Annotated in this window: 16 protein-coding genes; 8 read left to right on the forward strand and 8 right to left on the reverse strand. The window is 66.0% G+C overall.

Features of this window, described 5'->3' with window-relative positions; all coding sequences use genetic code 11:
- Nucleotides 1-137 precede the first annotated feature (137 nt).
- Nucleotides 138-989, forward strand: a complete 852-nt coding sequence (gene mutM, locus BSF38_RS22680; protein ID WP_076349408.1) for a bifunctional DNA-formamidopyrimidine glycosylase/DNA-(apurinic or apyrimidinic site) lyase — start codon at nucleotides 138-140, stop codon at nucleotides 987-989.
- Between the two features lie 226 nt (nucleotides 990-1215).
- Here the strand turns inward: mutM and BSF38_RS22685 are convergent, their stop codons facing one another.
- Nucleotides 1216-2676 carry a hypothetical protein gene (locus tag BSF38_RS22685; protein WP_076351319.1) on the reverse strand — a complete coding sequence of 487 codons (1461 nt, stop codon included), beginning with the start codon at nucleotides 2674-2676 and terminating at the stop codon, nucleotides 1216-1218.
- 345 nt (nucleotides 2677-3021) lie between these two features.
- Between BSF38_RS22685 and BSF38_RS22690 the strand changes: the two genes are divergently transcribed.
- Both BSF38_RS22690 and hemQ read left to right on the forward strand, forming a co-directional pair.
- Complete coding sequence (locus BSF38_RS22690; RefSeq protein WP_083713277.1) at nucleotides 3022-4542, forward strand: serine/threonine-protein kinase; 1521 nt, start codon at nucleotides 3022-3024, stop codon at nucleotides 4540-4542.
- Between the two features lie 134 nt (nucleotides 4543-4676).
- On the forward strand, nucleotides 4677-5591 hold the full coding sequence (gene hemQ, locus BSF38_RS22695; RefSeq protein WP_076349410.1) for a hydrogen peroxide-dependent heme synthase: 915 nt from the start codon (nucleotides 4677-4679) through the stop codon (nucleotides 5589-5591).
- 186 nt (nucleotides 5592-5777) lie between these two features.
- Here the strand turns inward: hemQ and BSF38_RS22700 are convergent, their stop codons facing one another.
- Complete coding sequence (locus BSF38_RS22700) at nucleotides 5778-6446, reverse strand: hypothetical protein (protein WP_145952277.1); 669 nt, start codon at nucleotides 6444-6446, stop codon at nucleotides 5778-5780.
- Between the two features lie 271 nt (nucleotides 6447-6717).
- Here BSF38_RS22700 and BSF38_RS22705 point away from each other — a divergent pair, with 271 nt between their 5' ends.
- Nucleotides 6718-7053 (forward strand): transporter, encoded by a 336-nt coding sequence (locus BSF38_RS22705; protein WP_076349412.1) that lies wholly within the window; start codon nucleotides 6718-6720, stop codon nucleotides 7051-7053.
- A gap of 10 nt (nucleotides 7054-7063) precedes the next feature.
- On the opposite strand, the gene BSF38_RS22710 is transcribed toward BSF38_RS22705, so the two are convergent.
- The gene (locus BSF38_RS22710; protein WP_076349413.1) at nucleotides 7064-8581 is read right to left on the reverse strand and encodes a PAS domain-containing hybrid sensor histidine kinase/response regulator; all 1518 of its coding nucleotides are present in this window, start codon (nucleotides 8579-8581) and stop codon (nucleotides 7064-7066) included.
- Between the two features lie 205 nt (nucleotides 8582-8786).
- On the opposite strand from BSF38_RS22710, the gene BSF38_RS22715 reads away from it, so the two are divergent.
- Nucleotides 8787-9380, forward strand: a complete 594-nt coding sequence (locus BSF38_RS22715; protein ID WP_076349414.1) for a Maf family protein — start codon at nucleotides 8787-8789, stop codon at nucleotides 9378-9380.
- Nucleotides 9381-9407: 27 nt separating this feature from the next.
- On the opposite strand, the gene BSF38_RS22720 is transcribed toward BSF38_RS22715, so the two are convergent.
- On the reverse strand, nucleotides 9408-9818 hold the full coding sequence (locus BSF38_RS22720; RefSeq protein ID WP_076349415.1) for a response regulator: 411 nt from the start codon (nucleotides 9816-9818) through the stop codon (nucleotides 9408-9410).
- Between the two features lie 330 nt (nucleotides 9819-10148).
- On the opposite strand from BSF38_RS22720, the gene BSF38_RS22725 reads away from it, so the two are divergent.
- The 3 genes from BSF38_RS22725 (at nucleotide 10149) to BSF38_RS22735 (ending at nucleotide 13019) form a co-directional block, all read left to right on the forward strand.
- Nucleotides 10149-11258 (forward strand): hypothetical protein, encoded by a 1110-nt coding sequence (locus BSF38_RS22725; protein ID WP_145952278.1) that lies wholly within the window; start codon nucleotides 10149-10151, stop codon nucleotides 11256-11258.
- Between the two features lie 299 nt (nucleotides 11259-11557).
- Nucleotides 11558-11875, forward strand: coding sequence for a hypothetical protein (locus BSF38_RS22730; RefSeq protein ID WP_076349417.1), 318 nt, complete (start codon nucleotides 11558-11560; stop codon nucleotides 11873-11875).
- A gap of 388 nt (nucleotides 11876-12263) precedes the next feature.
- Nucleotides 12264-13019: a BON domain-containing protein gene (locus tag BSF38_RS22735; protein WP_076351321.1), complete on the forward strand. Its 756-nt coding sequence runs from the start codon at nucleotides 12264-12266 to the stop codon at nucleotides 13017-13019.
- A 318-nt stretch (nucleotides 13020-13337) separates the two neighbouring features.
- On the opposite strand, the gene BSF38_RS22740 is transcribed toward BSF38_RS22735, so the two are convergent.
- From BSF38_RS22740 to BSF38_RS22755, 4 genes are all read right to left on the reverse strand, one after another.
- Nucleotides 13338-17078, reverse strand: coding sequence for a DPP IV N-terminal domain-containing protein (locus tag BSF38_RS22740; RefSeq protein WP_076349418.1), 3741 nt, complete (start codon nucleotides 17076-17078; stop codon nucleotides 13338-13340).
- Between the two features lie 155 nt (nucleotides 17079-17233).
- Complete coding sequence (locus BSF38_RS22745; RefSeq protein WP_168189434.1) at nucleotides 17234-17986, reverse strand: PEP-CTERM sorting domain-containing protein; 753 nt, start codon at nucleotides 17984-17986, stop codon at nucleotides 17234-17236.
- A 216-nt stretch (nucleotides 17987-18202) separates the two neighbouring features.
- Nucleotides 18203-20287 carry a prolyl oligopeptidase family serine peptidase gene (locus tag BSF38_RS22750; RefSeq protein ID WP_076351322.1) on the reverse strand — a complete coding sequence of 695 codons (2085 nt, stop codon included), beginning with the start codon at nucleotides 20285-20287 and terminating at the stop codon, nucleotides 18203-18205.
- Between the two features lie 258 nt (nucleotides 20288-20545).
- Nucleotides 20546-22336, reverse strand: a complete 1791-nt coding sequence (locus BSF38_RS22755; RefSeq protein ID WP_076349420.1) for an acyl-CoA dehydrogenase family protein — start codon at nucleotides 22334-22336, stop codon at nucleotides 20546-20548.
- Between the last annotated feature and the right edge of the window lie 72 nt (nucleotides 22337-22408).

A 22408-nucleotide genomic window follows, 5' to 3' on the forward strand; every position in this document is an offset into this window, starting at 1 on the left:
AATAGAATGTCAAGAACTTTCAGAAATCGTGAAAGGTTCTGAGTGAATCTTCTCGGTTTCTTGCTCGCTTCTTCACGGGGGTTGGCGACTGCTACAATGGGGAGACGCTGTTTCGACTGCTGGACTGGAGGCTTTTGATGCCGGAACTCCCCGAGGTGGAAACGATGGTGCGCGGGCTCCGCCCCGCGCTGGTCGGTCGAACCGTCCCGCGGATCGAGCTTCACGACCCTTTCCTGCTTCAAGGATGCACGGCGGAGGAGTTTTCGCGGCGGGGTAGGGACATCAAGGTTGCGGAGGTGTCGCGCCGGGGAAAATGGGTCGTGATCGGACTCGTCGGTCATGAGGGGTTGATCGTCATTCAGCCCCGGATGACTGGAGGGTTTTGGCTCGTCGAGCCGCCCCGACCCGAACACATCCGCCTGACGTTCCGACTGGCGGAACCCGACGCGTCGGTCTGGTTCTGCGACGCGCGGAGGCTGGGGAAGATCATCTGGTTCGACGACCGCGCGCAGGCCGAGGCGGCCTTCGCCCGATCGCACGGCCCCGACGCGCTGGCGATCACCCGCGCCGAGCTGGCCGAGCGGCTTAAGCGGACGGCCCGAAGCATCAAGCCCACGCTGATGGATCAGAAGGTGGTGGCGGGGATCGGCAACATCTACGCCGACGAGATCCTGTTCGCGTCGGGGATTCATCCGACCCGCGAATCCAGCCGGCTGACGGCGGCCGAGCTGGACCGCTTGCACGCCGCGATCGCCCCGGTGCTGGCAACGGCGATCGCCGCCGAGGGGTCCAGCTTCGACGCCGGCTACCGGACGGTCCTGGGCCTCGAAGGGGGCTTCTTGGCCGTCAATTCGATGTACGGCCGCGCCGGCGAACCGTGCAAAGGCTGCGGTTCTCCCGTCGAGAAGACGAAGATCCCCGGCCTGATCGGCCGCCCCACCTATCTTTGCCCGCGCTGTCAGCCCGTGCGACCTTCTCGCGGCAAGTGACGTGCAACCGCGGAGCCGGGAATCGTGGGAACGTTGGGCGACTCGTTCGCATTGATCACGTAGGGGCGCCCCTTGTGGGTGCCCGATCCGGATCGGCGACCTTGGCGATTCGGGCACCCACAAGGGGCACCCCTACGTGATGCGGTCTTCCGGCCACGCCGGGTGTGCGCAACTCGATAGCTGAATCGCTCCAGCCGTTGGACTCGTGCAACCAAGCCGGGCTCGATCAGCCTTCGGGCCAGAGTGCGTTGATCAGCTCCAACGTCTGATCGACGAGGGCCTGGCCGCCTTCGGGGCCGACGAGGTTGCTCTCGGCGATCGCGCTGTAGCCGCCGCCGCGCTTGGCGCGCTCGGTCGGCAGGTACGAGCCCGGCCCGGCGAGCTGGATGACGAACGTCTGGAGCGCCCGGCTGCGGGCCTTGATCTGGATGCCGAAATCGGTGAACAGCTCGAAGACGTTGGTGGTGATCGCGACGTCGCCAAGGCGGATCACGTGGAGTTCCATGGTGAAGGGGTCGACGGTCCCGGCCTTCTGACGCTCGAAGCGGTCGACGACCGTTTGATGCCAGCCGACGAGCGTGCGGTTATTGGGATCTTTGGAGAGGGTCTCGACTTTCGTTCTCGCCTCGGCGGCCTCGGCGTCCGTGACCTCCCGGACGGGGAGCTTGATCGTCGCGGTTTTGTGGACTAGCGCCGCGTCGGCGTGCTGTTCCTTCTGGGCGCCTTCGTACGCTTCTTCCCAGGCTCCGACGACGCGTTTGGCCAGCTCATCCAGCCGCGACAGGCCGCGAAGCGTCCGCATCCGTTCCTCGGCCCGTTTCCGGTACATGAGGTGGGGCGACTGGTCGCCCGCCGCGCCGGTCCAGCTCAGAACCAGCAGGCTCTTGCCGTGTCGCGCCCGGAGGGATTCGCGCACCTGGTGCCAGAAGTCGGCGTTCACGGCCGAGAGCCCCTCGACCTCCTGCGACGGGCAGGCGACGTTGACGGCCGTCGCGATCAAGTTCCCCGCGCCGTCCCAGAAGAACAAGACCTCGACGCCATGGTCCTCGGGCCCTTCGATGTTCCGGAAGTCGGGCTTGTCGGTCGGTCCGTACATCACGGCCCGACCGTCAGCGTAGACCGAGCGGCGGTTCTGAGCCACCACGGCATGGCCGAGCCCCCAACCGGCGCGACCCGGCTTGCGCGATTCCCAGGCTTTGACCGCCGCATCGGCGACCCGCGAAGAGAGGAAGTCGAGGTACTCTTTCGGCTGCATGACGCCGTCCTTGGGGATCTCGTAGTCCCCTTCCTTCATGACGGGCGCGGTGTGCGTGTGGGTCGCGTTGAGGACCAGCTTGTTGACGTCGAAGTCCGGCATCCGCTCCTTCACGCGCCGTCGGGTCTCATTGAGGACCGCGGCGTCGATCGCGACCAGGTCGCACGAGACCAGGATCGCCAGGTCGAGGCTCTTGTCGCCATCGCGGGACTCAAACGCCAGGGCGGTCGCCGTCACGGGGCTTTCGACTTCCTTCGCCACCCGGGTATGCATCTGGCCCGCCAATGCCACGGGGCGATCGGGCGTGATACTGACGGTCGCGCCCCCGACATGGAATTCGGCCGCCCGGGATTCGACCCGAACCCCAGCGACCACCAGAGTGACGAGGATCAGGATCGAAGACGACGGCCGGCCTGGTTTCGATGTCAACATGCGTTGGAACCCCGTGAAGATCAATCGTCGGAAATCGGTCGCTCATCTTACGGCATCAAACAACCGTGCTGAAGCGCGTTGGCCGGTTCGTAGTCACACAGAACACCGAGGAACGTTTCGGAGTGGGCCCCGATCGAGATGCACTCCTGCACGAATGGTCGATCTTGCGGGTTACCCGTCATGGACCGAATCGGCTTTCTCTGGCTGAAAAGTTGTTCGCTGGACGCGGCATTGTAGGTTCTATTATGGAATGCCAGTGGCTGGTCATGCAGCCATGGTTGAAGCAACGAGGGATCGACTCGTCGACCGCGCGTTCCAGGTCAAGGTTCGAAGGGAGTTCTGGAAATGAGTTCTCCGGTCCGAGTCGTCTGCCGGGGATGTTTGCGAAGCGTGGAGATCGGAGCCGGCGACGACCTCGACGTCGAGCCGAGTGGAGAGTGTCCTTTTTGCGGGCAGCCGCTCGACAGCCGGTCGCCGGCGACCGGCTCGACGGCGGACGGCGACGGCGCCGACGATTCGAACGAGCGGAACGGCGTAAGTTCTCACTCGACCTCGGATTGGGTGACGACCTGGAGCCGAGGCTCGCTCGGCAGCCTGGGCCGGTTTCAGCTTCGCGAGCGGCTGGGCGACGGCGGTTTCGGCGAGGTCTTCCTGGCCTACGACCCGAGGCTCGACCGTGACGTCGCCCTCAAGGTGCTGCGCCTGGCCAATCCCAGCGAGCGGGTGATGGAGCGCTTCTTTCGCGAGGCGCGCGCCGCGGCCCGGCTCGATCATCCCAACATCGTCGCGGTGCATGACGCCGGGTTCGACAAGGGGCGATGCTGGGTGGCCTACCATCACGTCAGCGGCCGGCCGCTCTGGTGGTGCCGCGACCACCATCCGTTCGATCCGGCGGCCGCGGCGCGGATCCTCCGCGAGCTGGCCGACGCCGTCGATCACGCGCATCAGCTCGGCGTCTTGCACCGCGACATCAAGCCGGCCAACATCCTGATCGACGACCACGGCCGTCCCCGGCTGATCGACTTCGGCCTCGCCCGCAGGTCCGATCTCGACTCCAGCCTCACCCACGACGGCGCCATCGTGGGGACGCCCGCCTACATGAGCCCCGAGCAGGCGCTCGGCCTGAGCCGGCAGGTCGACGAGCGGAGCGACGTCTTCAGCCTGGGCGTGATCTTCTTCGAGATCCTCGCCGGACGGCGGCCGGGGCTTTCCGCGACCCTCGCGACCCCGAACGCGACGAGCCTCGACGGTCAGAAGCCCAATCGAGCCGATCGAACGTCACCTCTCGCGATCAATCCGGCCGTCCCCCCGGCGCTCAACCGGATCTGCATGCGGGCGATGGCCGACAAGCCTGATGAACGCTACCCCACCGCGCGGGCGCTCGCCGACGACCTCGACGCCTGGCTGCACAAGCAAGTAGGCCGGAAACGAGGGGGCGCGGCCAAGAAAGCCGTGATCGCAACCGGGCTCGTCCTGCTCTCGCTGGCCAGCGTCGCCTCGGGCTGGATGCTCGCGAACTTAAGACCGTGGGGAGCCGCCACGCGCGGCGCGTCGCCGGAGATCAGCCGGTTGCTCAGTCCTTCCACGGACGACGACGGTCGGGAGATCCCGACTTCGACTCCAACTCAAGCTCCGTCGCCGACTTCGCGCGAGCCGCACGCTTCCACCGTGGCCCTCGGCGACTCCAGGTTCGTGGGAAACCTGAGGAAGAAGCGCTACCATCTCGCCACGTGCGACGACGTGAAGGCGATGGCGGGCGCCAACATTTATCGCCTCAAGGATCTCGCCGAGGCGGTCGAGCTGGGCCTCAAGCCGTGCGATCACTGTCAGCCCGACTCTCAGCCGGTTCCTCAAAGCAAGGAGTGAGCGAGCAGGGGAAAGCAAGGAGTGAGCGAGCAGGGGCGACCGGTCGGTCCGTCGCCTTGCTCCGAAGTGGCGTCTCGTCATACAATCGCATTCAGAGAAACGCGACGAGAGACGCATTCAACAGAGGATCGGCGATGTCTAGCGAAGCGACGACCACGACGCACGGCGGGGCCTCCGAACAGGGTGCCAAGGCGCACCCGGCGCAACACGGGCACCGGCCCGCCGCCGCGGCGAAGATCCCCGCGACGTTGATTCCCGAGACCGGCTGGCACTTCTTCCACCTGTTCTACAAAGTCGATCGCGATCGCCTGCGAGGGTTCAGCGAGGCCGAGCGCAACGCCGGCCGCGACGAGCTGGCGAAGGTGCTGGGGACGAAGCAGCCGGGGGCGGTCGAGCAGATTCAATGCTTCGCGGTTCCCGGCCATAAGGCGGATTTCGGCGTCATGGTGGCGGGGCCGGACCTCAAGGCGCTGCACGCGGTCGAGACGGCGATCGCGGCGTCGCCGCTGGGTGCCGCCCTGGTTCAATCGTACTCGTTCTACTCGGTCACCGAGGTCTCGGAGTACGTCCCCGACGCCGACCAGTACGCGGCCATGCTCCGCGATCGCGAGCATCTCGACCCCGAGAGCAGCATGTTCAAGACCAAGGTCGCCGCCTACACCGAGCGACTCGGTCCGATGAACCAGCAGCGGCTGTATCCCGATTTTCCGGACTGGCCCTGCTTCTGCTTCTACCCCATGAGCAAGATGCGCAGCGGCGAACAGAACTGGTATCTGCTGCCGTTCGAGGAGCGCTCCGAGCTGATGTCGCAGCACGGTCGAAGCGGCATGAGGTTCGCCGGCCGGGTCAGCCAGCTCATCACCGCCTCCACCGGCCTGGACGACTGGGAATGGGGCGTGACTCTCTGGGCTCGCAACCCGCTCTACCTCAAGGACATCGTCTACACGATGCGATTTGACGAGAGTTCCGCGAAATACGCCCTCTTCGGCGATTTCTACTTCGGCTACTTCCTCTCGCCCCGCGAGCTGGTCGACACCCTCCGCATTTAACCATCTGTGAGGCCGCCGAGACACCTGCCCTCATGAAAATGGGGGCGCGCGGTCGTTACGCGGCCGGCCCCCAATACGAGCCCGAAACGCGAGCGAGTGCATGGTCTTGCATTCGCCTATTCCGCACACCAGGTGGGAATTCACTCGCTGGCGCTTCGGGCTTGTATTTCGCTTCCCGAGAGTCCCTTACTGGCTCAGGAACGCGGGGACCGACTCGCCGACGGCAGGGAGCGAGACCCAGCTCGGCATTCCCGGGCGCGTTTGCACCATGTACGCCCAGTGGCCGATCTGAAGTTTCTCCGTGGGCGATGTGAACATCTGGTTCTCCATCGTCCACTGGCCGAATCTCTTCGTCATCTTGCCGAAGCCCTGGGTGACCGAAGGGCTCGAATTCGTACTCGTCAGCGTGAACGTCAGCAATACCTGGCCCTCGGGCGTGACCGATCCGAGCATGGATGAGGTCGACGCTGACGTCGAACCGAGCTGAGTGACCGCTTTTCCCCAGAAATAGCCCTTGCTGTATCCCTCGATATGGAAGACGGTCTGGTCGCTGACTAGCGTCGATTCGCCCGAGGACGCATTGTAGAGAATCGCGGGCAGATTCGCGGTCGGCACATACCAGTACGTATCGGCGAGCCAGGACCACCGCTTCGACGTGGGAAAGGCGGCGGGGCCGGCCGGGGTAGGTGAATGATGGCCTGCCGCGTGAATCGTCGAGCGAGCCTGAATGGGCCTGGCGTGGACCACGGCGCGGTCGTCGGACGCTGCGACGAGGACGTGCGCGGACGGACTCGGGATCGAACGACCGATCGTGCTCATGAGCACCCGATCCTCGACGGCGTACGATCCGTCCATGACGAAGAGTCGTTCCTTTCGCGCCCGGTGCAGCTTCATACGACCTCCCTTTTGCAATCAGTACGACAACGCCTCGCCAGGAATATAGAACATCCCGGTGCCTCGTGTTTGTTATCGTCCATGCGTTCTCGGGCGCTTCATGCCTTGGAGCGTGCGGGCTTGACCACAGGCCGCACGGACGGGCAGAATCGTCGCATCGGGAACGAACGCGTCGGCCCTTTCTCGGCCGCGATTCGACGTCGAACCGCGCTGACCCCATGTTGAGAAGCGCTTGAAGAACTACGTCCCCATCCTTGTCACGGTCGGATTCAGCATCGTCGGGGTCGTCGGCGATTATCTCCTGAAGCTCGCCAGCTCACAGAAGGACCCGCTGCGTTCGGGCTGGTTTTACGTCGGCTTCGCCGTCTACGCCTCGACGGCGTTCGGCTGGGTGTACGTCATGCGCCACCTGAAGCTGGCGACCATCGGCGTCGTTTATTCGGTCTCGATGATCCTGTTGCTGACGGCGATCGGCGCGGCGGGATTCAAGGAGACGCTCAACGCCTACGAAATCGCCGGCCTGCTGATGGCGGTCGGCTCGCTGATCCTGCTCATGCGGTTCGCGTAAGCTGGGCCGGTCAGCGGGGGGCGGTCGGACCGTCGCCGAGCAGGGCCAGGAGGTCGTCGCGATCGATGGGTTTGACGAGGTAATGCTGGAACCCGGCCTGGCGCGCTTTCTCGTCCTCGGCGTAGCCGGTCATGGCGATCAGCAGGGCGTCGCTCTCGCGGTTGAGAACCTCGGCGACCTCGTAGCCGCTCATTCCGGGCAGTCCGATGTCGAGCATGACCACGTCGGGACGGAGTTCGCGAGCCATCTCCAGGGCCGTCGGGCCGTCGTGCGCGACGAAGGTCTCGTGGCCGGAGAGTTCCAGCAAGAGCCCCAGGCTGCGCGCGGAATCGACGTTGTCCTCGACGATCAGAATCCGCCGGGACGGCGCGTCCGGAGCGCCGGTATCGCCGTCGGCGACGGCTTCGGCCTCGACTTTCTTCGGAAGGACGGGGAGCCGGACCACGAACACGCTCCCCTTGCCCGGTCCGTCGCTGTGGACCTCGACGAGCCCGCCGTGCAGCTCGACGAGGTTGCGCACCAGGGCCAGGCCGATGCCCAGCCCCCCCTGCCTCCGGGAGAGCGAATGATCGGCCTGGGTGAAGAGTTCGAAGACCCGGGCGAGCATATCGGGAGCGATCCCCACGCCGCTGTCGCGCACTTCGACGACGACCTCGGCGGCTTCCAGACGGCTCGTCAGCCAGATTTTTCCGCCCGATTCCGTGAACTTGGCGGCGTTGGTCAGCAAGTTGACGAAGACCTGGACGAGTCGAACGGGGTCGGCTTCCAGCAGGACGTCGGCGGTGGCGTCCATTCTGAGCGTCAACTCCTGGTGACGCTCCGTGGCGAGCGGCCGCACGTCGTCGACCGCGTGGCGAAGAATCTCGCCGAGCGCGACCGGCCGCTTGTCGAGCACGAGCTTCTGCTTGGCGATCCGCGACACGTCGAGGAGGTCGTCAATCATCCGCTTGAGGCTCATCACCTGCCGTTCGATGGTCTTGCACGTCGTCATGATCATCGGGTCGTGCGAGCCGAACCGGTTGTTGAGGATGTAGACCGAATTGAGGATTGGCGACAGGGGATTGCGTAGCTCGTGCGAGAGCATGGCCAGGAACTCGTTGCGGCGTCGATCGACGTCGCGGAGATCTTCCGCCTGCCGGCGCAGCTCGTCCTCCATGCGCTTCCGTTCGGTGAGGTCGCGAAACGCCTTGACGAACCCGCGCGGCGTGCCGTCCTCGGCCCTGAGCACGCTCAGGAAGCCGAAGCCCCAGAACCGGGTGCGGTCCTTGCGGACGTGCCATCGCTCGTCCCTCGCCCTCCCCGTCGCCAGCGCCGTGTTCAATTCTTGCTCGGGCACCCCGTTCGCAACGTCTTCCTCCGTATAGATGATCTTCGACGGCTTTCCCAGCACCTCCGCTTCCGTGTGCCTCAGCAGCCGTTCCGCGCCGTAGTTCCAGCTCGCGATGTTTCCTGCCGTGTCGAGGAGGATGATCGCGTAGTCCTCCACGGTCTCGACCCACGCGCTCAGCAAGTCTTCGGAATGGCTCATGGAGTTCTGGCTCGGCGATGCTCGGGAGATGAACAAGCTTGCTGCATTGAGGGCTTCGAGCGATAGCGAATGCGAGGCGCGTCTCAACGAGACGTTCACCGTAGACGATGACGTGGAAGGATGTCAATCTTCGGTCACACGGTTCCACGACCCGACCATCCCGGCCATGTGTCGAGTGACGCATCCATCAAAGGAGTTTCGTATCATGAACCCGATCCGTCGCCCCGAAGTCGTCCTCGCGAGCACGTCGCCCTATCGGAGAGCCCTGATGGAGCGGCTGGGGATTCCGTTCCGGTGCGAGCCGCCGAACTTCGACGAATCGTCCGTCGCCGCCGACGAACTCTCCCCCCGGCTCCTGGCCGAAACGCTCGCGATCGGCAAGGCCGAGAGCCTGTCCAGGCTCGATCCGACGGCCGTCGTCGTCGGCTGCGATCAGATCGTCCACCTGGAGGGCCGGATTCTCGGCAAGCCGGGGGGGATTCCCCAGGCCGTCGCCCAGCTCGAAGCGATGTCGGGCCGGATGCACGAGCTGATCACGGCGATGGTCGTGATCAGCGGGGAACAACGGTTCGCGCACACCGACGTCGCCCGCCTGCGTATGCGCCGGCTCGATCGGCGTCGGATCGAGCGGTACGTCGAGAGCGACCAACCACTCGATTGCGCCGGGAGTTACAAGATCGAGGAACGCGGCGTCGTCCTCTTCGAGCGGATCGAGAGCGAGGACTTCACCGCGATCACCGGTCTGCCGCTGCTCGCGCTGACGCGCATCCTGGCGGAACTGGGCTTCGAGACGCCTTGAGGATCGTGAGGCGGCGGTGGACGAAGGTCAGGCCTCGTCGTCGAAGCCCGCGCCGCCGCCGGCCTTGACGCCGAGCACCTTGTCGATCGCCCGGACGAGCTTTTCCATGGCGAACGGCTTGCGGATGTAATCGCGGACGCCGAGCATCTCGGCGTAGGCGCGGTGACGGCTCCCTTCGTTGCCAGTGATCATGATCGTGGGGATCATGCCGCCGGGCCGGCTGCGGAGCTTCTCCAGGACGAGGAAGCCGCTCTTCTTGGGCATCATCATGTCGAGGATGAGCAGGTCGGGATTCTCGCGCTCGGCGACCATCAGGCCCGAGTTGCCGTCGCGGGCGACGAGGATGCGATAACCCTTGTTCTCGAGGATCGTGCGCATCGACTCGACGATCTCGTGATCATCGTCAACCAGGAGAATGGTGCGTTGTTGAGGATTCATGGTGGGCTCTCGGATCAAGGCGATGCGCGATACGTCGACTTCGCGGCACGCTGCGGCTCGGGCGTGTTTTCTGAAGAGAGCTTACCCCGCTTTCGGCCGACAGGCAAGTGGTTGGAACGCGCTCGATTTCAGATGTGACGAACTGCTGATCGAATCGCGGCCTTCCGGCCGCTCCGGCGCGTTCAAAATACGATCACCCTCTTCCACGCGGTCGATCCGAAAGTCATAATTCATGATAGTACTTGCGTGGGGATCGCGGGGCCGACGCCTCGGGTCCGCGAGGGGCCTGGCGACGACGTCCAGGAATGCAGGGGAAAGGAACGCGGCGCGATGAAACCATGGATTGCGTGGTTGTACAGCCTCGGTTTCGCGGGAATCTGTCTGGTGGGCGCCGCCGGCTGCGGAGGCGGCGACGTCCCGGACGCGAGCGACACGGGCTCGGCGGCCGCCGGAGACGCTCCGACCGAGCCGACGCTGCCGCCCCCCGAACCCGCCGCCCGTCCCGCGGTCGCCGCGCAACCCGGCGGGGCACCGCCGCCGGCGGCTGGGGTCGCCGAGCCCGAGGCCGCCGCGGTCGCCGCGCCCGCCGAGACGGCAGGCGAGGCCGCGCCGGCGAAGGCGGAAGGCAATTCGGCGACCGCCGAGATGCTGGCCATCGCGACCGGCGGCAATCAGCCGAACGCGGAGGCCGGCGCCGACGCCGCCGCCGCGCCCGGTCCCGGTGGGATGATGGCGGGAATGAGGCCGCCTGGAGGTCCGGGGGGCCCTCAGCAGGGCATGAGCGGCATGATGATGCGGCCGCCGGGCCAGCAGGGCGCCGCTGGCGGCGCGCCCAGCGCCTCGCAGATGGAAATGATGGCCCGCATGGGGCCGCAGGGTAAGGCCGGACAGCCCGGCGGCGGCGCCGAAGCGAACGGCATGAACAGTATGGCTGCCTCCATGATGGCGCAGCAGGGGCGTGGGATGCAGGGGCCGGGCGGGGCCTTCGGATTGGGAGGACCAGGAGCCGGCGGAAAGGCCGAGGCCGGCGACACGAACTCGCCGGACGGCGCGGTCAAGGCCTTCCTGAGCGCCCTTGAGGATAAGGACCGCGACCGGCTGACCGAGGCGACCGCCCTTCGCGCGACGTCGGCCGAGGAAGGCGGGAAGTATCGCGACCTGTTCTCCCGGATCATCGACAGCAGCATCTCCGACTCCGAACTGAGCGACCTGGCCTCCAAGCTCGAAGGCTTCAAGGTCTCCGGCGAGAACCAGGTCAAGAGTACGGGCCGGCTCGGAGTCACGGTGCGGAAGCCGACGGACTCCGGCGGGATGTTGCAGCGGACCGTCACCGTGCGCAAGGAGAAGAAAGGCTGGGGCGTGCTCGACATCTCCGGCCAGACCGAATTCAAGAGCGGCGGCATGAGGAACGTGAACAAGGGCGCCCAAGGCAAGAAATGATCCACTCGGCCGGGCGGAACGACGCATCCGACCGCCCCGGCGTTCGTCTTCTGTAATTCTGACGAACCCGATCGTGTAAAAACCGCCATGGCCCGCGTCGAAATTTTCGGCGTCGGGCCGTTTTTTTCTCAAGTTTTCCTCTTGAGGCGCCGGACGAAGCGGAATTCGGCGCTCGGAAACGACTTTGGTACGCCGCGTGCTCTATGGACTCGCCGTTCAGCCCGCCAAATCGCCCTAATCGATAGAATCGTCGTTCCGGCGATCCCGACACAGGAACCAAGGAAGGAGCCTGTCAACTCATGTTCATTTCCCATCCTAATTTCTGCGGCGTGTTCGAGATGCTCGTCATGTTCTTCCAGACGTGCGGCGTCATGTGCCTCTGTCTTTGCCGGCTCATGCCCCGGTCGTCGGCCTTGTGCCACTGGGGGCGCGCCGGGTTCATCGTGTCACTCTTCGGCCTGGGGATTTCGGGGGCCCTCTGCGGAGGACACGACTCGGAGTTCGCCCTCTTCGCCGGCGGGACCATGACGCTCTTGCTGATCGGCATGACCATGGGAAGCGGCGCGACCGATCCCATCGATGCGACCCCGTCGCTCGCCTCGCCCGACGCGGCCTGATCGGAGAGAATTCCTTCGACTTGTAAAAGCATGTCCAATTTCGATTTAGAGCTTTCGGGGCCATCGCGCCCCGATTTTTTTTTGGCTCTGATTTGACCCCCCTCGAAACGCGCGCCATAGTTTCGGCGAATTGGCTTCAAACGCCGGACTGGTGCGTTCCGACTCCCACCTCGATTCCACATCTCTTTCGGCCAGTCCTCCACGCGTCTCGTCTCGAGACCGCGATTCTGCGACGACCCCGAGCCTCTCGCTCGTGATCGTCGCCGGGTCCAGGTTCGAGCCGGAGGCTGACCGTCACGAAAGATCACTCACCGACCCGGACGGCGCGCCCGCTCGCCGTTCGCCATCTGGTCGAGTCGGATTCTTGCGGGGTAAGGACATGCCCAAAATGGTCGGACTGAAACGGATTTCAACCGTGGTCGGCGTTCTGGCCGTGACGGCCTCGGCGGCCATGGCCCAAGGCGGCGCCAATCCCAACCAGGTCGTCGCCGACTCGGTCGCCGGCGCCATCAGCGGCAGCCGGGCGCTCGCCGCCACTCGGATCGAGATCGAAGCCCAGAGCGGCATGGTCACGCTTTCGGGCGTCGCCGCCAGCCACGAGCTCAAGGCCGAGGCCATCGCCCGCGCCCAGAACGTTGCGGGAGTGCTCGGAGTCGTCGATCATCTTCAGGTGAGCGATCGCACGGTCCGCCCCGCCCAGTACGTCCCCCAGCAGGTCGCCCTCGGCCACGGCCGTCACGGCGGCAACACGATCGGCCTCTCCGACGGCAACGCCGGCGGCATGGTCGGCGATCCCAACGCGATGGGCGGACAGGTTCAGGGGGGCTTCGTCAATGACGGCAGCCCGCTTCCGGAAGGCCCGGCCGGCGGTGCGGGCGGTGGCGCCGGCGCCAACCAGCGCAACCCCAACTACGCCTGGCCGAGCTACGCCCCTCCGGGCAACTTCTCGGCGGTCGGCTACCCGACGGCCTACCCCTGGCAGGCGTTCCCGAACATCGGCCCCTTCTACCCGTACCCGGAAGTGCCCCTCGACTGGCGTGCCGTCACGCTCCGTTGGGACGACGGAATCTGGTGGCTCGACTTCAAGAAGCACTACACCCGCCCGTTCTTCACGCCGTACCCCTTCGGACTCTTCGCGTACTGAGCTGAAATCAGTCTGACCGACGAGCGTGCGACACTCCTGGCCGGCTGGGTTCATCCCCAGCCGGCCTTTTTTCGTTGGCGGCGATCGCAGTTTACCAATCATCGCATCGGCGAACGTTTTTCCCTCTCCCGCTGGGAGAGGGTGGCCGGAACGGCCGGGTGTGGGTCGTCGGATTCACCTTGGATCTCGGCTCGCTAACAGCGTTCGCCGCCCTGCACCTCGAAACGCCGGGACCCTCATCCGGCCCTGCGTGCCACCTTCTCCCGAGGGGAGAAGGGATCATCACATCGGCATGTTGTTTTGCCCGTGTGGGCCGCCTCAGTGATCCATGGCTTTCGGGCTCGCCAGGTTGCGGCGGATGAAGTCGACGATCAGCTTGTTGTAGTGGCCGCTTCCGATCCCGTGGCGCGAGCCGGGGTAGATCATCAGCTCGAAATCCTTGCCGGCGTCCTGGAGCGCCTGGACGAGCCGCATGGTGTTTCGCACCGAGACGTTGTCGTCGATTGCGCCGTGGATCAGCAGAAGCTTGCCCTTGAGGTTCTTGGCCGCGCCGACGACCGACGAGCCCTTGTAGCCGTCGGGGTTGTCTTGCGGCAGGCCCATGAGCCGCTCGGTGTAGATCGTGTCGTAGTCGTGCCAGTCGGTCACCGGGGCGCCGGCGATCCCGGCGGCGAAGAGGTCGCTGTGGGTCATGGCGAAGGCGGTCATGTAGCCGCCGTAACTGTGGCCGGTCATGCCGATCCGACCGCCGTCGACGTACGGCTTCCGCTTCAGCCAGCCGATCGCGTCCTTGATATCCTCAAGCTCCTGAACGCCCAGCTTCTTGTAGGCGGTCCAGGCCGAGACGGCGCCCTTGCCGCTGGCGGGCCGAGGATCGGCGCGGAAGACGATGAACCCCTCGCCGGCCAGCGCCTGCTCCCAGAGCCGGCCGCCCGTCCACGTGTCGGTGACGGTCGGCGTGTGCGGTCCGCCGTAGGTCGTGAACCAGACGGGGTATTTCTTGTTCGCGTCGAAGTTCGGCGGCAGGATCAACTCGGCTTCCAGCACGAACCCGTCGCGGGCCGGGATCTGAAGCCGCTCGCGCGCGCCGAAGCGGTACTCCTTGAGCTTGTACACGGGGTTCGTGTCGATCGTCCGCACGAACCGGCCGTCGGCGGTGAAGAGCTTCGACTGCGACGGGGTCGTAAGGTCGGACCACGTGGCCAGGTAATACCGCCCTTTGGGGCTGAACTCCGTCTGATAGCTTCCGGTCCCCGACGTGAGCCGTTCGACCGGACCGCCTGGCTTGACCCGGTAAAGCTGGGTCGCCATCGGGGCGTCCTTCGTGCCTGTAAACGTGATCCAGCCGGAATCCGCGTCGACGTGCTGGATAGCGCGGACTTCCCAGGGGCCTTCGGTGATCCGCTGCTTGAGGCCGCCGTCGGCCGCGTAATGGTAGATGTGCTTCCAGCCGTCGCGCTCGCTCAGCCAGAGGAACGAGCCGTCCTTGAGGAACGTGATCGGCGGCTGGTCGGCGATCCACGCCTTGGTCGCGTCGCGAAACAGACGCTGGGGCTTGGACAGGGCGTCGGCGACGGGGATCTTGAGCAGGTCGAGCCAGGTCTGGACGCGATTCTGGACGTAGCTGTAGACCGCGGACGAGTCGGGCCACCAGCCGACGTCGCTGATCAGGAACGCCTCGGCCGAGTATTCCGAGAGGTCGGCCCACGCGATCGGCCCCCCCTGAGAGCCGACGACGCCGAGTTTGACGCGCGGATTCGGCTCGCCGGCGCGGGGGTACTTGTTGACCTCGACCTTGCGCGGCGACTCGGTGTCGTCGAGCATCGTCAGCGTGCCGACCTCGGCGTCCTCGAACTCCATGAAGGCGATCTTCTTGGAATCGGGGCTCCACCAGAACGCCGACCACGAGCGGTTGAAGATCTCCTCGAAATAAACCCAGTCGGCCTCGCCGTGGCGGAGCGTGTCGCGACCGCCGGTCGTGAGCGCCCGCTCCTTCGGGTCGGCGACGTCGACGGCGTACAGGTCGTGATCGCGGACGAACGCCACCTGGCGGCCGTCGGGGCTGAACCGGGCTAGCGTCTCTTCGCCCGGATGATCGGTCAGCCGCGCGCCCGCCGAGCCGTCCAGCGCGATGTAATAAAGGTCGTGGTCGTGCTGGAACACCAGCCCTTTGCGGGCCGGGTCGATCTCGCCCAGCAGCCGGCGCGCCAGGCCGGACGCGGTCGCGTCGTCGAGTCCCTTGATCCGCCGGAGCGACTGGAGAAGTTGATCGGAGGTGATGAACGGCTCGGAGCGGCCGGTGCGCGCCTCGACCTTCAAGACCGCGCCGTCGTGACGACGCAGCCAGTGTTCTTCGTCAAGCCAATTGACGGCGACCGGCGCCCCCGAGAACCAGCCGCCGCCGCGATGTCCGCCGGCCAACTCGAACGTGATGGGGAGGTCGCGCTTGCGCGTCTCGGCGAGCGGCTCGGCGGCGGTCGTCAGCAGCGGGGCCGGCTTCGGCAGACGGACCACGGGGAAATCGGCCGCGGCCTTGAGGCCGTCGAACTGCTTCCACGTCGCCAGCCCGTCCTCGGAGCGCGGTTCGAGCAGGTAGACCGCCAGGTCGCCGAGCGGCTGGGAGGTCTTGACCACCCGGGTTCCCGCCGGAATCCGCCGCGTCTCCTTGCGCGGCGTGACGCGTAGGTCGACGACGTCCTGTCGATCCCAACTCGTCCCGGCCGGCTTGCCGACCTCGTCGATCCGGTACGCTTCGACGTCGAGATCGAGATCCTCGCGCAGCTCCTCGACGTCGAGGCCGTGGCGCTGGAGGGTTTCGATCGCCTGGCCGCGGTCCGCCGGGATCAGGTAGGCGAACGGCCGGGCGACGGTCTCGGCGATCGAGAATTCGTTCATGACGGCGGCGGGATAATCCTTGGGCTCGTCGGTGCGGACGCGCTTGCCGTTCTCGTAGGTTTCGACGTAGCCGAGGATCGGCTCGGAGCTGTGCAGCGGCCTCGGCTCGGTGCGGATGGAGACCCGATCGTCGTCGCGCGGGGATTTGCCCGCCGCGACCACCTTCGTCTCGGCGTCGTCGAGCACCTTGCGGATCTCGTCCTTGTGGGACGACGCGATGTTCAGGGCCTCGCGGACGAAGTCGCGCGTCGCCAGCACGCGCGTCTTGTACGGGGCGTGGGCGTAGGCTTCCGACAGAATTCCGATCCGGTTCCGCAGCCCGAAGTAGTTCGTGCTGTAGCGGCCCTCGGCCGGGAAGCTGGTCCAGTGGGTGTGGTCGCCGTCGAAATTGCCGTAATAGTAGGCTCGCAGCCCCGTCGCCTTCTCGAAGGCCGCGTCGAGCGCGGGGATGAAACGATAGCGCGAGTACTCGATGACGCCCGCGTCGCCGTTCGGGTTGCGAGGGCCCTCGTAGGTGATCGTATAACGATGATGCGACCCGTTCGTGGTGTGCGTGTCGATGAACAGATGCGGCTTCCAGGTGTTGAAGAAGCCGACGATCGCCCGGGTTTCGGGGGCTTCGAGCTTGATGAAGTCGCGGTTCAGGTCGAGGCCGCGCGCATTGCCGCGCTCGCCCATCCCTTCCTCGGGGCCGACCTGGCCGGGCCGGTTGGTCTTCGACACCCGCTCATTGCCGTCGGCGTTGATGATCGGGGCAAACGCCACGATCACGTTCTTCAAGATCGGGTGGTGAGGCGCGCTCAGCAGCTCGCGGGCGAGCATCGGCAGCGCCTCCTTGCCGCAGACCTCGCCGCCGTGGATGTCGCCGATCACGAAGACGACGAGCCTGCCGTCGCGCGCCGCGTCGGCGGGCGACTTGACGGGCGGATCGGCGAGAATCAGGAGGGGCAGGGGACGCCCCTCGACCGATTTGCCCAGCTCGGTGTAATGAGCGTTCGGCGACGACTTGGCGAGTTCCCGGCACAGCGCGACGACGTCGGCGTGCCGGGCCGTGGCCTTGTATTCGGTCCGCTCGGCGACCGTCCGGAGCGCATCGGCCGGCGGCGAAGGGACCTGGGACACGAGGGGCAGCAGCACCGTCACCAGGCTCGACAGAGATAGCATCGCCGCGTAATCCTCAATAGACCGATCCTCGCGCGGAACGCGGAGGATGACGAGTCGGACCCCATGGAGAGATTTCCAAGGTATCCGACCCATTCTCCCGATGCGAGCGCGAACACCGGCTTGGGATCATCTTACGCGGCGGCGATCGTCGTCGCTCAGGCGGCCGGCTTCGGGAGTCGGCGCGAGGCGGCGGCGGCCGTAGCGAGGCCGATGGCGATCAGGCTGAGGGCCGAAGGCTCGGGCACGACGGGGGCGGCGCCCGCCGTGACCCAACGTGCGTCGTCGAGGCCCAGGACGTCGCCGGTGTCGTCCGCCTGCACGGTCAGGGTGATGCTGAGGATCAACCGTCCCGCGTCGGTGAACCCAAGAAACTGGGAGCCCCCGACGTTGAAACCCTCGTTGGGTATCGCGATCGTCTGCGACGTGCCGTCGTTGAACGTCACGGTCTCGCCGTCAAGCTCGACGCCGGTCAGATAAGCGCCGAACGCCTGAATCCCCTGGGCGAATGTGAATGTCAGCGTTCCACCCACGAGCTGGACGAACTTACTGCCGCCGGGGGTCGTGTTGTAGCCGTAGAGGCTGTCAGGGGTGCTGTACGGCGCGTTGGCGATGGTCTGCGGAAACCCATTGATGTCCTGACCATTCATGGAAACGCCGGGCGCGATGGTCAGGTTCGTGAACGAGCCGAGCGGGGCGGACTCGAAATCGACCAGCGTCGTTGAGCCCAGGAGGGCCGCCGCGGAATCGAAGCTGGCCGCCGCGGCGTCGGAATTCGGGCGAGGATCGGTCGACTTCGCGCCCACATCGAGGCCCGAAAAAATCACCAGCGCGGCGTCGACGCGGGGGGAGAAGCTGAGAATCGCCAGGGAGCACAGAGTAATCGTTCGGAGGTGAACAAGTCGTACCATTATTGGGCCAGCCATGGGAAAAAGTGAAGCGCTTCCGTGCGATCGCGACCGCGTCCCGACACGCTACTCTGCATTGATGGAGAATCAGGCGATCCTCGAATCGTAGCCAGAGCGATTCGAGGCCGCAACGGAATTGATTGAAAAAAAACCAGGGGCGCCGTGTCGTGTTGTATTCAAGAAACGCGGACCGCCGCGGTTCGGCGGCCCGCCGGTGGCTCAGGGCTTGGCTTCGACCCCCAGGATCTTCACGAGGAACGCATACTGGTCGGCCGCCTCTTCGATGATTTTGGCGGTCGGCTTGCCCGCGCCGTGGCCGGCCTTGGTTTCGATCCGGATCAGGATCGGGTTGTGGCAGGACTGCGCGGCCTGGAGCGTGGCGGCGAACTTGAAGCTGTGGGCGGGGACCACGCGGTCGTCGTGGTCGGCGGTGGTGATCAAGGTCGGCGGGTAGCAGGTCCCCGGCTTGACGTTGTGGAGCGGGCTGTAGGCGAGCAGGACCTTGAATTGTTCGGCCTCGTCGGACGAGCCGTAGTCGTCGACCCAGGCCCAGCCGATCGTGAACTTGTGGAACCGGAGCATGTCGTGCACGCCGACCCCCGGCAGGCACGCGCCGAAGAGGTCGGGACGCTGGGTCATGCAGGCGCCGACCAGCAGGCCGCCGTTCGATCGTCCCGAGATCGCCAGCTTCGACGAATTGGTGTACTTCTCGGCGATCAGCCATTCGGCGGCCGAGACGAAGTCGTCGAACACGTTCTGCTTCTTGAGCCGGGCGCCGGCCTGGTGCCAGCTCTCGCCGTACTCGCCGCCGCCGCGAAGGTTGGCCACGGCGAACACCCCCCCCAGCTCCATCCAGGCCAGCGGCCCGGCGCTGAACGCGGGGGTCAGCGGGATGTTGAAGCCGCCGTATCCGTACAGCAAGGTCGGGTTCGCGCCGGTCTTCTTCAGGCCCTTCTTGCTGCTCAGGAACATCGGGATCTTGGTCCCGTCCTTGCTGGGATAGAAGACCTGCACGGTCTCGTAGTCGTCGGGGTTGAACTTGAGCGTGGGCGTGCGCCAGACGGTGCTGCGGCCGGTCGCGACGTCGTATCGGTAGATCGTGGCGGGGGTCGAGTACGAGGTGAACCCGTAGAACGTCTGGCCGTCGCGCCGCTTGCCGCCGAAGCCGACCGCCGTCCCCAGGCCCGGCAGGTCGACGTCGCGGACGTGCTTGCCGGTCAGGTCGAATACCCGGACGACCGTGTGGGCGTCCTTCAAGTAGTTGGCCAGGAACCTGCCGCCGACGACGTCGACCCCGTCGAGCGTCTCGTCGGCCTGCGGGACCAGTTCAACCCAGCGCTCGGGTTGGGGGTTGCGGACGTCGATCGCCACCACCCGGCCTCGGGGGGCGTTCTTGTTGGTCTTGAACCAGAAGACGGGGCCGTCGTTGTCGAGGAACTCGTACTCGGCGTCGAACTCGCCGACGAGGTGCGCGGGCGCGGCCTTGGCGTCGGCGAGCGGGCGGAACAGCACGCGGTGCTTGGCGTCGGTCCCCTTGGCGATCGACAGGATCAGGTACGCGCCGTCGTCGGTGACCTTGGGCGCGGCCTCCCATTCCTTGTGCTCGGGGTCTTCCCAGGTCAGGACGTCGTCCGACTGCGGCGAGCCGATGCGGTGATAGTAAACCTTCTGGAAGTAGTTCGCGGCCTTCAGGTCTTGCCCGGGCAGAGGCGCGGGGAACCGGCCGTAGAAGAAGCCCTTGCCGTCGGGCGTCCACGAGGCGGACGAGAACTTGATCCACTGGAGGCGGTCGTTCAGGTCCTTGCCGGTCGCGACGTCGCGGACCTTCCACTCGTTCCAGTCCGACCCGGCGGCGGCGACGCCGTAGGCCAGGAGCTTGCCGTCGTCGCTGGGGACGGTTCCCGCGAGCGCTACGGTGCCGTCGGACGAGAGCGTATTGGGATCGAGCAGCGGCCGGGGCTGGCCGTCGATGGCGTCGAGCGTGTAGAGGACCCCCTGGTTTTGCAGGCCGGTGTTGTACGTGAAGAAGAACCGGCCTCCGTCCTGGCGGGGCGGGCTGTATTTCTCGTAGTCCCAGAGCTGGGTCAGGCGGGCGCGGATCGCGTCGCGCTGGGGGATCGCCTGGAGGAAGCCGTTGGTGATCGCGTTCTCAGCCTCGACCCAGGCGCGCGTGGGCGCCGAATCGGGGTCTTCCAGCGGGCGGTACGGATCGGCCACCTTTACGCCGTGGTAGACGTCGACCGTCTCGGAGCGCGGGGCCTCGGGGTACTTCTTCGATGACGTGCCGATGTCGCCGGCCTCCATGAATTGGATGGGAACAAGTACGAGGAAACCGAAGGCCAGCGTCGCTCGGGATGCGCGGCTCATGATGGTTTTGGGCCCTTGTTTGTGAAATTCTTTACGTCGTTCGTCAGGCGAGAACGTGTTATCGCATTGGCAAACGTTTTCCTCTCGGAATACAAGCCCGAAGCGCCAGCGAGTGCATGGTATTCGAGTGCTCGACTGGAAATGCACTCGCTGGCGCTTCGGGCTTGTATTCCGAGGGCAAAGGGCTCATCCCGGCTACCGTCGCAGCACCGTGCGGGCGGCTTCGAGGGTCTCGCGGTCGTGGTTTTTGTGGATTCCGCGGAGGGCGTCGTCGAACCGTTTGCCGGCCATGCGGAGGTACAACTCGGCGGCGGCTCGTTCGTCGTCGCGGGCGGCATGCAGGGAAAGCGCCGAGTCGATCCGCGCGAGGGTGCATGCCGAGGTCGTCAGCGCGATGGCCGCGTCGGCGATCCGTTCGAGGATCAACTGGCGGTCGAGGACCGACTCCCGGTGCGTGATCAGCACGCGCTCGACGACCCTGCCGAAGACGCTCACGCGGCGGGCGAGCCCCTGGGCGGCGGGGCGAAGCATCGGCGTGACGACCGGCACGTCGGGCGTTTTCACCATGTGCTTCACGTGCTGGCTGGCGAACGACCAGAACGTCGGCAGGAACCGGCTGGGCTTCTTGAGCCCCTCCAGCGTGACCTTCAAACCCTCGGCGACGTCGCGCATGCCGACGAGCGCGATGAACGACAGCAACACCTCGTTGGCGCCCTCGCCGATCGTGTTGATCCGGGCGTCGCGCATCAGCCGTTCGTACGGCTCGTCGGTGAAATAGCCTTGGCCGCCGTAAACCTGGAGCGTCTCGTAAACCCCTTGCCAGAGGGCGTCGGTCGAGAAGACCTTGAGGATCGCCGTTTCGAGCATGTAATCCTCGCCGCCTCGGTCGATCAAGGCGGCGGTCTCATAAGTCGTCGCCTCCATCGCGTAGGCCACGGCGGCGAGGTATGCGAGCTTCTTGCGGACGAGTTCCAGGTCGGCCAGCGGCCGGCCGAACTGGCGGCGCTCCTTGGCGTGGCGGACGGCCGCGTCGAGGCAGAATTTCGCCAGACCGGTACAGCTCGCGCCGAACGTGGTGCGGCCGAAGTCGAGGACCGTCAGCCCGACCTTCAGCCCCTTGCCGACGGGTCCGAGGATGTTCGCGGCCGGCACCGGCATGTCGTGGAACGCCAGCTTGGCCGTCGCCGTGCCTCGAATGCCGCACTTCCCCATCCGCGCCTCGACGACCTCGAAGCCCGGCATGTCGGGCGTGACCAAGAACGCCGTGATCTTCGAATCGCCCCCCTTCGGATCGGGCGTGCGGGCCATGACCGTGAGCACGTCGGCGATGGCGCCGTTGGTGATATAACGCTTCGTTCCGTTCAAAATATACGTCTTGCCGTCGGCACTCGGCACGGCCGTCGTCTGGACATTGGAGGCGTCAGAGCCGGCCTGCTCCTCAGTCAGCGCGAACGCCGCGAGCTTGTCGCCGCTGGTGAGCGCCGGCAGCCATTTTGCCTTCTGCTCGGTGGTGCCGAAGAGGATCAGCGCCCGGATGCCGATCGAGTGGTGGGCGTTGATGAACACGGCCGTCGACGCGCAGTGGCCGCCGATCACCTCCATGATCCGGCAATAGCCTTGTTGTGAGAACCCCCGGCCGCCGAACTCGACCGGCGCGGTCATCCCGAGCACGCCCAGCTCGGCCAGGCCGTGGACGACCGATCGAGGGATGTCGGCCTCTCGATCGATGGCGGCGGCGTCGATCCGCGCGTCGGCGAACGCCCGGACGGCCGCCACGGCCTTGTCGACCTCGGCCCGGTCGGTCGCCGAGAGCGCCGGATACGGGAACAGCGACGCGCCGTGGAATTCGCCCCGGAACAGGGCGCGGGCGAACCCGCCGTGCCCGGGTGCCGACTCGGTCAATTCCTCGGCCTGGCGGATCTGCTTGGCGCGGAGCGCGTCCGCGGCGGAAACCTGCGTGGTGGGCTCGGGCGCGTCGATCGACATGACGATGACCCCTTTTTTTGTCGAGGCCGACCTCCTCAAGAGCCGAAACCGAAGAAGAGGGGAGGCCGATGA

Origin of the sequence: Paludisphaera borealis (assembly GCF_001956985.1) — a bacterium.
In the GTDB taxonomy this organism is placed as follows: Bacteria; Planctomycetota; Planctomycetia; order Isosphaerales; family Isosphaeraceae; genus Paludisphaera; species Paludisphaera borealis.